At 60.0% G+C, this 11,529-nt stretch carries 8 protein-coding genes; 7 read left to right on the top strand and 1 reads right to left on the bottom strand.

What is annotated here, in order from left to right:
* Positions 1 to 1,272: tRNA 5-hydroxyuridine modification protein YegQ (gene yegQ / locus OGL92_RS21650; RefSeq protein ID WP_263147869.1), on the top strand; the 1,272-nt coding region annotated here is incomplete at its 5' end.
* A gap of 79 nt (positions 1,273 to 1,351) precedes the next feature.
* Positions 1,352 to 2,656, top strand: a complete 1,305-nt coding sequence (locus tag OGL92_RS21645; protein ID WP_263147866.1) for a phospholipid carrier-dependent glycosyltransferase — start codon at positions 1,352 to 1,354, stop codon at positions 2,654 to 2,656.
* A gap of 36 nt (positions 2,657 to 2,692) precedes the next feature.
* Here the strand turns inward: OGL92_RS21645 and zwf are convergent, their stop codons facing one another.
* A complete protein-coding gene (gene zwf / locus OGL92_RS21640) occupies positions 2,693 to 4,147 on the bottom strand; it encodes a glucose-6-phosphate dehydrogenase (RefSeq protein WP_263147863.1) in 1,455 nt (484 codons plus the stop codon).
* 142 nt (positions 4,148 to 4,289) lie between these two features.
* Here zwf and hexR point away from each other — a divergent pair, with 142 nt between their 5' ends.
* The 5 genes from hexR (at position 4,290) to OGL92_RS21615 (ending at position 11,142) form a co-directional block, all read left to right on the top strand.
* Positions 4,290 to 5,156 carry a transcriptional regulator HexR gene (gene hexR, locus OGL92_RS21635; RefSeq protein WP_263147872.1) on the top strand — a complete coding sequence of 289 codons (867 nt, stop codon included), beginning with the start codon at positions 4,290 to 4,292 and terminating at the stop codon, positions 5,154 to 5,156.
* A 64-nt stretch (positions 5,157 to 5,220) separates the two neighbouring features.
* Positions 5,221 to 6,717, top strand: a complete 1,497-nt coding sequence (locus OGL92_RS21630; RefSeq protein WP_263147860.1) for a DUF6531 domain-containing protein — start codon at positions 5,221 to 5,223, stop codon at positions 6,715 to 6,717.
* Positions 6,718 to 6,733: 16 nt separating this feature from the next.
* Positions 6,734 to 9,502 carry an RHS repeat-associated core domain-containing protein gene (locus OGL92_RS21625; protein ID WP_263147856.1) on the top strand — a complete coding sequence of 923 codons (2,769 nt, stop codon included), beginning with the start codon at positions 6,734 to 6,736 and terminating at the stop codon, positions 9,500 to 9,502.
* The gene (locus OGL92_RS21620; RefSeq protein ID WP_263147853.1) at positions 9,499 to 10,035 is read left to right on the top strand and encodes a hypothetical protein; all 537 of its coding nucleotides are present in this window, start codon (positions 9,499 to 9,501) and stop codon (positions 10,033 to 10,035) included. Before OGL92_RS21625 ends, OGL92_RS21620 begins: the two co-directional genes overlap by 4 nt.
* A gap of 675 nt (positions 10,036 to 10,710) precedes the next feature.
* Positions 10,711 to 11,142 carry a hypothetical protein gene (locus OGL92_RS21615; protein WP_263147850.1) on the top strand — a complete coding sequence of 144 codons (432 nt, stop codon included), beginning with the start codon at positions 10,711 to 10,713 and terminating at the stop codon, positions 11,140 to 11,142.
* Positions 11,143 to 11,529: the final 387 nt, after the last annotated feature.

The raw sequence follows: 11,529 nt of genomic DNA, 5'->3' as shown, positions 1-11,529 counted from the left end.
GCCTACGGCGCCGATGCCGTGTACGCCGGGCAACCGCGCTACAGCCTGCGGGTGCGCAACAACGAATTCGATCACGCCCACCTCGCCGAGGGCATCGCCGAGGCCCACGCCCGCGGCAAGCGCTTCTACGTGGTGGTTAACATCGCCCCGCACAACGCCAAGCTGAAGACCTTCCTCAAGGACCTGCAACCGGTGCTGGAGATGGGGCCGGACGCGCTGATCATGTCCGACCCCGGGCTGATCATGCAGGTGCGCGAGTACCACCCGGAGGTGGCGGTGCACCTGTCGGTGCAGGCCAACGCGGTGAACGCCGCCAGCGTCGAGTTCTGGCGCCGCCAGGGGCTGACCCGGGCGATCCTTTCGCGGGAGCTGGGGCTGGAGGAAATCGAGGAAATCCGCCAGCAGGTGCCGGGCATGGAGCTGGAAGTCTTCGTCCACGGCGCGCTGTGCATGGCGTATTCCGGGCGCTGCCTGCTGTCCGGCTACCTCAACCGCCGCGACCCTAACCAGGGCGCCTGCACCAACGCCTGCCGCTGGCAATACCAGGCGCGCCCCGGCGAGGAGAACGAACTGGGCGAGATCGTCGAGGCCCAGGTGCCCACCCTCGGCCGCGGCCCCAGCACCGGGCAGGTGTTCCTGCTGGAGGACGGCAGCCGTCCCGGCGAATTCATGAGCGCCTTCGAGGACGAGCACGGCACCTACATCATGAACTCCAAGGACCTGCGCGCGGTGCAGCACGTGGAGCGCCTGGTGGCCATGGGCGTACATTCGCTGAAGATCGAAGGCCGCACCAAGTCCCACTATTACGTGGCGCGCACCGCCCAGGTCTACCGCCAGGCCATCGACGACGCGGTGACCGGCAGGCCGTTCGACAAACGCCTGATGGACACCCTCGAGTCCCTGGCCAACCGGGGCTACACCGAGGGCTTCCTGCGGCGCCACGTGCACGACGAGTACCAGAACTACGCCCATGGCTATTCGTTGTCCGAGCGCCAGCAGTTCGTCGGCGAACTCACCGGCAAGCGCCGCGGCGCGCTGGCCGAGGTCAAGGTGAAGAACCGCTTCGCCGTCGGCGACCGCCTGCAACTGATGACCCCGGCCGGCAACCACGACTTCCGCCTGGACAGCCTGGAAAACGCCTACGGCGAGCGCACCGGCGTGGCCCTGGGCGACGGCTACACCCTGTACCTGCCGCTGCCCGTGGACGGCGACCTGGAGCACGCCCTGCTGATGCGTTACCTGGAAACCGGCACCACCCGCGGCGCGGCCTGAGGCGCCCGGTGCGGCCTGGGGTAGGATGCCGCGCCAGCGGGGCGGAGCGTCCCGAGACCTTTTTCCGGAGTGTGCGAGCATGACCTTCGCCGAACGCGGGCGTCCCCATTGGCTGCCCCTGGCGCTGCTGCTGGCGGCGGCCCTGGCCAGCCGCTTCCTGCTGTTCGGCCATCCCCGCTCGGCGGTGATCGACGAGGTGTATTTCGCCGAATACCTGTCGTCGTACCTGACCGGCGACTTCTACTTCGATATCCATCCGCCCCTGGCGCGGCTGCTGATCGCCGGTTTCGCCGCGTCGTTCGGCTGCAAGCCGGTGCCCTTCGGCACGCCCTGGAACCTGGAATACCCGGACCAGGACTACTTGGTCCTGCGGTTCCTGCCGGGGCTGGTCGGCAGCCTGTTGCCGCTGCTCGGCTACGGGCTTTTCCTGCGCCTGTTCCGCCGGCGTCGCCTGGCGTTCTTCGGCGCCGGCCTGCTGCTGCTGGACAACGCCCTGCTGGTGCAGTCGCGCTTCCTGTTCTTCGATGTGTTCCTGCTGGCCGCGGGCTTCGCTTCCCTGCTGTGCTACCTCTACCACCGCGAGCGCGGCGGCTGGGGCTGGCTGCTGACGAGCGCCGTCCTGGCCGGCGCGGCGGTGTCGGTGAAATGGGTGGCGCTGCCCTTCGTGCTGCTGCCGGTGGCGCTGGATTACCTGGGGTTCATGCTCGGCGAGCGCCGCTTGCGCAGCGTGCTGAAGACCGCCGTGGCGATGCTGGCGGGGGGCGTGTCGCTGTACCTCCTGGTGTTCGCCGTGCACCTGCACCTGCTGCCCCATTCGGGCCCCGGCAACGCCTACGTTTCGCCGGCCTTCCAGCAGACCCTGGAGGACTCGCCCTATGCCGGCCGCGACGACATCCAGCCGCTGTCGTTCTTCGGGCGCTTGGTCGAGCTGCACCAGGCGATGTACGCCGCCAACCAGCGCATGGGCGGGCACCCCTACAGCAGCCGCTGGTACCAGTGGCCGCTCAACGAGAAACCCCTGGCCTACTGGCGCCAGGGCGAAGTGGACATCGCCCTCAAGGGCAACAGCCTGCTGTGGTGGGCCGGTTCCGCGAGCGTCGCGCTGCTGGGGCTGATCCTGGCGCTGAAGCCGGCGCTGTGGCGAGACCCGGTGGCCTCGCTGGCGCTGCTCGGCTACCTGGCGAACTGGCTGCCGTTCGCCCTGATCGACCGGGTGATGTTCATCCACCACTACCTGCCGGCGTTGATCTTCAGCGTGATCGCCCTGGGCTGGCTGGTCGCGCGGGTGCCCTGGCTGGCACGTCACGCGCCCTGGCTGCTGCTGCCCTTCGCCCTGGGCTTCGTCGCCCAGGCGCCGCAAAGCTACGGGCTGGCGCCCTGGTGACGGAAAGCCCGCGGGCGCGAAGGGCGCCCGCGCGCTTCAATCCATCCAGGCCCGGCCGTGGCGTTCCAGCAGGTTATGCGCCTGCTCCGGGCCCAGGGAGCCGGCCGCATAGGGGCGCGGGCTCTGGTAGTACTCCTGCCAGCCCTGGAGGATCGGGTCGACCCAGTTCCACGCGGCCACCACTTCGTCGCGGCGCATGAACAGCGTCGAGTCGCCCTCGATCACGTCCAGCAGCAGGCGTTCGTAGGCGTCCCAGCGGCGCTTCTGCGGAAATGCCTGGGCCAGGTTCAGGTCCAGTTCCACCGGCGTCAGGCGCATACCCTTGCCCGGGCTCTTGGCCATCAGGTGCACGCTGATGCGTTCCTCCGGTTGCAGGCGGATCAGCAGGCAGTTGGCCTCGCCGCCGTCGAACAGGCGATGGGGCACCGGCTTGAACTGGATGAGGATCTCCGAGCTTTTCTTCGCCATGCGCTTGCCGGTGCGCAGGTAGAAGGGCACCCCGGACCAGCGCCAGTTGTCGATCTCCACCTGCACCGCGACGAAGGTCTCGGTGTCGCTGTCGTTATCGACGTTCTTCTCGAAGTAATAGGCCGGCACGTCCTGCCCGCCGATCTTGCCGGCGCCGTACTGGCCGCGCACCGTCTTGTCCTGCACGTCGAGCCCGGAAATCGGCCGCAGCGCCTCGAGGATCTTCACCTTCTCGTTGCGCACCGCCTCGGCGTCGAAGCGCACCGGCGCCTCCATGGCGACCAGGCAGAGCAGCTGCATCAGGTGGTTCTGCACCATGTCGCGCATGGCCCCGGCGTGATCGTAGTAGGCGCCGCGGTTCTCCACGCCGAGGGTCTCGGTCACGCTGATCTGCACGTGGTCGATGTGCCCGGCGCGCCACACCGGCTCGAACAGCGCGTTGGCGAAGCGCAGCGCCATCAGGTTCTGCACGGTTTCCTTGCCCAGGTAGTGGTCGATGCGGAACACCCGGGCTTCGTCGAACACCGCGCCGATGGCCGCGTTGATCGCCTTCGCCGATTCCAGGGAATGGCCGATGGGCTTTTCCAGCACGATGCGCGCCTCGGCGCCGGCCAAGCCGGCGGTGGCCAGGTGCGCGGCGATGTCTTCGAACAGGCTGGGGGCGGTGGCCAGGTAGTAGACCCGCACCCGTCCCTCGGCGGGCCCGAGGCGGCGCGCCAGGCGGCCGAAGTCGGCGCTCTGCGAGGCATCCATGGCGAAGTAGTCGAGCCGTTCGGCGAAGCCGCGCCAGGACTCGGCGTCGAAATCGGCGCGGGCCACCTGGGCGCGGCAGCGGCGCTCCACCAGCGCCTGGAAAGCCGCGCGGTCCAGGCGCTGGCGCGCCAGGGCGACGATCCGCGTCTGCGCGTGCAGGCGGCCTTCGTGGTGCAGGTAATAGAGCGCGGGCAGCAATTTGTGCAGGGCGAGATCGCCGGTGCCGCCGAATACCAACATGTCGCAGGGCGTCGTCAAGGGGCTCTCCACGTGCGTTCGCTTGGGGGCGGGTCGTGTAGTATAACTACAAGATCACTACAGCCCGGCGTCCGGCAGCATAACCGAGCCGGCGTCACCAGGCGTGCCTGCCGACCCGGCGCGCGGCGTACTTACCATGTCAGAGCCTACCCTCGTGAACCTGTTGCAACACATCGCCCAATCCCGACACCTGCTGCGCAAGTCGGAGCTCAAGGTCGCCGACCACGTGTTGCTCGACCCCGCTGCGGTGATGCACAGCTCCATGGCCGACCTGGCCAGCAGCGTCGGCGTCAGCGAGCCGACCATCGTGCGCTTCTGTCGCGCCATCGGTTGCGGCGGCTTCCAGGACCTCAAGCTCAAGCTGGCCCAGAGCCTGGCCGCCGGCGCCAGCTTCGGCCAGTTCGCGATCCACGAGAACGACTCGGTCGCCGACTTCAGCCTGAAGATCTTCGACACCACCCTGCACACCCTGATGGAAGTGCGCGAGCGCCTCGACCCCCAGGCCCTGGAGCGGGCCATCGCCGCCATCGCCCATGCCCAGCGCATCGAGTTCTACGGCTTCGGCGCCTCCGGCGCGGTGGCCGCCGACGCCCAGCACAAGTTCTTTCGCCTGCTGCTCACCGCGGCGGCCTATTCGGACCCGCACATGCAAGCCATGTCGGCGGTGACCCTCAAGCCCACCGACGTGGCCATCTGCATCTCCCAGTCCGGGCGCTCCAAGGACCTGCTGATCACCGCCAACCTGGTGCGTGAAGCCGGCGCCACCCTGATCACCCTCTGCCCCAGCCAGACCCCCCTGGCCGACCTGGCCACCGTCAACCTCGCCATCGACGTACAGGAAGACACCGAAATCTACACCCCGCTGACCTCGCGCATCGCCCACCTGGTGGTCATCGACGTCCTCGCCATGGGCGTCGCCATGGCCCGCGGCCCCAGCCTGGTCAACCACCTCAAGAGCGTCAAACGCAGCTTGCGCAGCCTGCGGCTGTCGCCGAAGTCGGTGAAGCAAGTGGAGGAGTGAGGCTAGAAAGAGTTAAAATAGAAAGATACCTCGCGGCTAACTTCTTTGGAATTAAGGTTTAGGGATGAACAAGAAACATATATATCGCTATGCAATAGGTCTTTTTATTTTATATGTAAACATTGCGGTAGGTGCTCCATACAAATGGGGCTATTTTGGCTATCCGCAATTCGACTCTTATTCGCCCGCACGCGTATGTGAGAGCCTCAGAAGCGGTAACGACTCCCCTTGGGATCCCGCCATAATCATCAAGCAATATCCAGATGCTCAGGTGGAAAATTTTTATTGGTGCGTCACAGGATCTGCATTGAATCCTGTAGGAATATACTATCGCATTGTTAGAATGGGTGATAACTGCCCTGTGGGAATTTATAATAATAATACGGGTGAATGTGATTGCCCCGGGAATGAAGAAAAAAATACACTCGGTCAGTGCGGCGCTGGAGCAGACAGTGGACCCCCACCCCCCTATGGGTGTGTAGGCAATCCAGTCAATCTCACCAATGGCAATAAATATCAACTGGAAGTTGATTTAGAAGGGGTTCGGCCCGGCATGAAGTTTGGGCGTTATTATAATAGCGCGGATGGAAGATGGCGCCATACCTATTCCACACACCTAGATTCTACTGATCGAGAGGTTATTGTCGTAGAGGCGACCGGTCGTGAAGTTGTTTTTTCAAGTACGGAAGGGATTTTTTCCACCCCTGGTGTTGAGCTTCTGGAAAAGCTACCCAGCGGATGGCGCTATGTGAGTGCTGATCATAAAATGTATAAGTTCGACATACAGGGACGGCTCGTTGAACAAGGGTGGCCAGGCACACAGGCTTTACATTTTTCGCGCGAACATGAGGGGGTCGTTGTTAGTGATTCAGACGGCCGCTTGTTCGAATTCACCGAGGACGAGGCACATCAGCCAATTTCCCTGTTTACAAAAGATGTGCAGATAAATTACGAATACGACGCCCGTAAGCAGCTGATCACGGTCACTAGAAAGCATGAGGGGCAAACGTTTCAGCGATCGTATAGATATACAGATGGACGGGATGCGCGTTTGCTTACGGATATCATAGATGAGCGGGGAGTTACCTATGCTCATTGGAACTATGATGGTAATGGCCGGGCTGTCTCTAGTTCTCACGCTAATGGAGCGGAATTGACCAGGCTGGATTATGGTTTGGATAACACTACTGTCACCAATCCATTAGGTAAAAAAACGCGATATCGGTTCATTCCTATTAACGGGCATAAGCGTATCGTCGCTATCGAAGGCGAGCCTTCGGCGAATTGCCCGAACAGCAATTCCACTTTCACCTATGATGCGCGCGGCCTGCTCAAGACCCGGCGTGACAACAACGGCAACCTCACCACCTACGATTACGACGCGCGTGGGCTGGAGGTGTCGCGTACCGAGGCGGCGGGCACGCCGCAGGCGCGGACCATCACCACGCAGTGGCACCCCAGGCTGTACCTGCCGGTCCAGGTCGCCGAGCCCGGCCGTGTGACCCGTTATCAATACGACGAACAGGGCCGCCAGACCGGCTGGACCCTCACCGAACGCTGAACACAAGGAAGACCCGATGTACCCACGGATTCTCCGCGCCGGCCTCAGCGCCCTGGCACTGTCGTGCACCCTCGCCAGCGTCCAGGCGGCCGAGCATAGCTGGAGCTACACCTACACCGCCCAGGGCCAGGTCGAATCGGCGGACGGCCCGCGCACCGATGTCCAGGACATCACCCGCTACGCCTACGACGCCCACGGCAACCTCGTGCAGGTGACCGACGCCCTGGGGCACGTCACCACCCTGGGCGACTATGACGAGCGTGGCAAACCGGGCCGCATCACCGACGCCAACGGCACCGTCAGCATCCTGACCTATACGGGAATCGACGGCTGGCTGGCCTCGGTGACCACGGCCGGCAGCACCACCCGCTTCGACTACGACGCGGTGGGCCAGATTACCCGGCTCACCCGCGCCGACGGCAGTTGGTTGGCCTACACCTACGATGATGCCCGGCGGCTGGTGGCCATCGCCAACAACCTGGGCGAGCGGCTCGAATACGACGTGGATGCCATGGGCAACCGCACCGCGCAGCGCATCAAGGACGCCAGCGGCACCCTGGCCCTGCAACAGCGCTGGGTCTACGACGAGCTGGGTCGGCTGCTGCGCTCCGTGGGAGCGGGGGGCCAGACCCGCGACTACAGTTACGACCTCAACGGCAACCCGGTGGGCGAGAGCGACCCGAAGCGTGCCCAGCACGTCCAGGCGTTCGACCCGCTGGACCGCCTGGCCAGCCAGCGCGATCCCCTGGGCGGCACCACCGCCCTGGACTACGACGCCCAGGACAACCTGACCCAGGTACGCGACCCACGAGGCGTCACCACGCGCTACGAATACGACGGCCTGGGCAACCTCACCGCCCTGGTCAGTCCGGACAGCGGCACCACGCGCTACCTCCACGACGAAGCCGGTAACGTCCTGGAGAAGACCGATGCCCGCGGCCACCTCACCCAATACCGCTACGACGCTCTCAATCGCCTGGTGGAACAGCACCATCCGAGCAACCCGGCGCTGGACATCCACTACACCTACGACCTCACCGCCAACGGCAACAAGGGCATCGGCCATCTCACCGCGGTGGAGGACGGCAGCGGCAGCCTCGAGTACCGCTACGACGAACAGGGGCGGCTGGTGGAGCAGACCCGGCGACTCGGCGTCAGCGGGCAATTCCTGCAGGATCGCCTGGGCTATGCCTACGACGCCGCCGGGCAACTGGTGCGCATCGACTACCCGGATGGCTTGACGGTCGACTACCGGCGCAACGCCGCCGGCCAGGTGAGCGACGTGAGCCTGTCGGTGGACGGCGGCGCCCCCACGGTCATCGCCCACGACATCGCCTACCAGGCGTTCGGTCCGCTCAAGCGCCTGACCTGGGGCAACGGCATCGTCCTCGACCGCCAGTACGACCAGGACTACCAACTGGTCCGCCAACAGGTCGGTCCCTGGCAGGACGACTACCAGCACGACGCCAAGGGCAACATCGAACGGATCGCCAGCAGCCTGTGGGGCACCCTGGACTACCGCTACGACGCCCTCGACCGCCTCACCGAAGAGCGCGAAAGCCAGCGCCGGCGCAGCTATACCTACGACGCCGTGGGCAACCGGCTGGACAAGACCGAGACCGTCCTCGCCACCCAGGCCAAGACCCGCACCGACTACCAGTACGCCACCGACAGCAACCGCCTGACCGCCATCGGCAGCCAGGCGGTGACCAGCGACGAGAGCGGTAACCTCACCCAGGACCGTGCCAGCCGGCTACTGGGCTACGACGAGCAGGGCCGCCTGAAGCAAGTGAACCTGAACGGCCAATCGGTTGCCGAGTATCGCTACAACGCCCTGGGCCAGCGAGTGGCCAAGCTCACCGCGCAGGGGATATTGGTTTACCTCTACGGCCCCGACGGCCAAGTGCTGGGCGAAACCCGCTACGACGCCAGCGGCCGCAAACTACGCAGCCAGGCCTACCTGTGGCTGGACAGCTTCCCCCTGGCGACCCGTTGGGCCAGTTACACCAGCCAGGGCGTGGCCGTGAACCCGCGCCTGCTGTACCTGCACGGCGACCACCTCGACACCCCTCGCCTGGCCACCGATACCAGCGCGACGCCGCAGATCGTCTGGCAATGGCAATCCGACGCCTTCGGCAACGGCACCCCAACCAGCGCCGACGGTACCCAGATCAACCTGCGCTTCCCCGGCCAGTACCACGACGGCGAAAGCGGCCTGCGCTACAACTACTTCCGCGATTACGACCCGCAGACTGGGCGCTATGTGGAGAGTGATCCGATTGGGTTGCGCGGAGGATTAAATACGTTTGGATATGTAGGAGGCAATCCACTCAAAAATGTCGATCCGAAAGGTTTAGTGGCACCTGCTATTGCTGCCTGTGCAGTTAATCCGGGATGTGTCGCAATAGTATACGAGGGCTGCACGTGGGCACTTCTAGGAATAGCTGCAGGAATAAGTGGTACTTGGGCTTATGAGGTACTGGCTACAGGCGTAGATGAAGGTTGTGAAGGGCCTAATTGCCCAATAGATCTTCCTAGCAAAATCCCTGACTATAGTCATTCAGATCCTGGAAAAGCTCCTGTAGGCCCTGAGGGAGATGAATGGACTTGGAAAGGTAGACCTCCTCAGGGAGGAGACAAGGGGGGCTACAAAAACCCTAATGGGCCAGAAAGCATCCACCCTGATCTAAATCATGGCGGAGATATAGGCCCGCATTGGGATTTCAACGACAGAAAAGGTCCTGGTTATAGAATATTTCCTAACGGTGTTATATATCCAAAATGACAATTGAAAAAGCAGAGTTAGAAAAATATGTAGAGGAATCGCTACAAGCTGGCGGGGCGTTGAGCAAAGCTATTTTAAGGTATTTAACAGATCATTCCGGTAATTTTAAATTTGAATTACTAGATGAGCCGTACAATAACAGCCTTCGTGAATCATTAGGGAATTCTGTGAGTTATGAATATATATGTGATTACATTTTAGAGTGTTTAAAAAAAGGCTTTGTTGTAATTATAGATGACGTAATGGCTTCGGAGAGAGATGTTCCATTGGAGCTTAAGGAATATACAGTTTCATTTGGTGGGGAAATATATTATTTATTCGAAAAAATAACCGATAGATTTTTTTTGAAAAAAGCGTTAGAGGTCTCTGCAACTCCTTGGCATCAAGTTTGTGCGGTTTTTGAATACTCCAAAAAAAGTGATAATTACTTGGCGGATTTCCTAAAAAAGCTAAGTGGACTAGATTTAAGTTTTCAAAAAGCAGCACTTATAGCTTTTGATGGCGAAGGATACTGTTATATAAATAAATTGTGACGTCTGCAAGGGTTATAAATTCATCTAGTTCGGGAAGGTTCCTTGAATTTCTTGCGCTTGTCTAATTACTTTGGAAAATTTCTGTAGCCCAGTTATGAGAGCTGGAAGTATATTTGTAAGTTGGAGGTCTTTGGACAAGCTATTTATAGCTTGTCCAACATTCCCACGGTCGACAGCACCCTGGCCCCCGCTGAGGCAGCTTCAATGCCAAGGCATGACAGTCCGTCGCCTCCGGAAACGCCATCCCGGCGAGTACCACGACGGCGAAAGCGGCTTGCGCTACAACTACTTTCGGGAACCCGCAGACTGGGCTCTATGTGGAGTGCTCCATTGGATTGAGGTGGGTGTAGTTTGAGTTAAAGGAGATTCCTGTTAATTTCATTGTGCTCTTTGGCCTGAACTCAGTCGCAGATGCCAATCCGGCGAATGTTGTTGCCTGTGCAGAAACCTGGATAACGGTGTCGGGTTGAACTGCCGGCGCTGCCAATTTAGATTGATTGCCTCATGTAGAGCCGAAGAAAGCGAAGAGAAAAATTGCATGGTTAGCGAAGCTAAAACTGGTAGCCCTGTACATTGGCATTATAGTGTTCAGCACCAGAACCTTAATACTTGTCTGTGTTTTGAAGAAAAGCACGCTTTTGGCGGGTGTGGACCTGCCCCGCTATAGGTAGCCAAATGTTTAAAGATTTTGATGAGTATAATTGGCATGATAATAAGATTTGGGGGATAAATCTGGAACAAGATTTATTTGAAAGTAATTTAATAATTGATATAGATCACATAGTTGACTGGAGTGGGGCTTGCGAGGGCCACTTCTTAGTGGCGCCAGCTTATTTGGTGTTCTCCGATGTGACTGACTTAAGAGTGGTGATAGATTGGGGGAATAGCGGTTATATGAATGCTGTTATAAATACGAGTATAAACAAGATAAAGCGGGAGACTGTCAAATCACCAATAAAAGTCGAGCAATACTTTAAGTGGGAGATTTTGATGAATGATGGGGTATCCAGTCTAATTTTTGGTGCTTCTGGAGTAAGACAAATTTTTAGAAAGCCTCCTGTTTCTGTGGATAGACAATGGTTAAGTAAAGCTCAAAGAGGAAGGTGAGGAAGTTTGGCGTTTTCAGAACGTGCCCTTTGGCCGTCTGCTTATTTTATAGAGCATATAAAGCATTAAATCCAGATTTCATATGGAAGAACGTGTCGAAAGAAGTTACTGGAAGATCCAAGTGTAATGACGGAATATTAGTAGTTGTGGATTTATCTTAAGTGAAAAAGAAATAGTAATGAAAGATACGGAGGAAACTGTTTAGTTAAAAGCCAATGGGCTTGTTGGCGAGAGCTGCCAAAGTTGTTAGATTTTGTACGAAAAGTCGGTATGGGTAAACTTACCTCCATGATTGGCTGGAGGCCTCATGGCAAGGCGCTACGAACTCTGCGACGCATCGTGGGAATTGATCAAGATCTGGTTTCTCCAGAGCAGAAAAATGGGGCA

This window comes from Pseudomonas sp. RIT-PI-AD, from assembly GCF_025642785.1.
Taxonomy (GTDB): domain Bacteria; phylum Pseudomonadota; class Gammaproteobacteria; order Pseudomonadales; family Pseudomonadaceae; genus Pseudomonas_T.
Note: the sequence above shows the minus strand (reverse complement) of the source record. Positions and strands in the feature narration are given on the sequence as shown.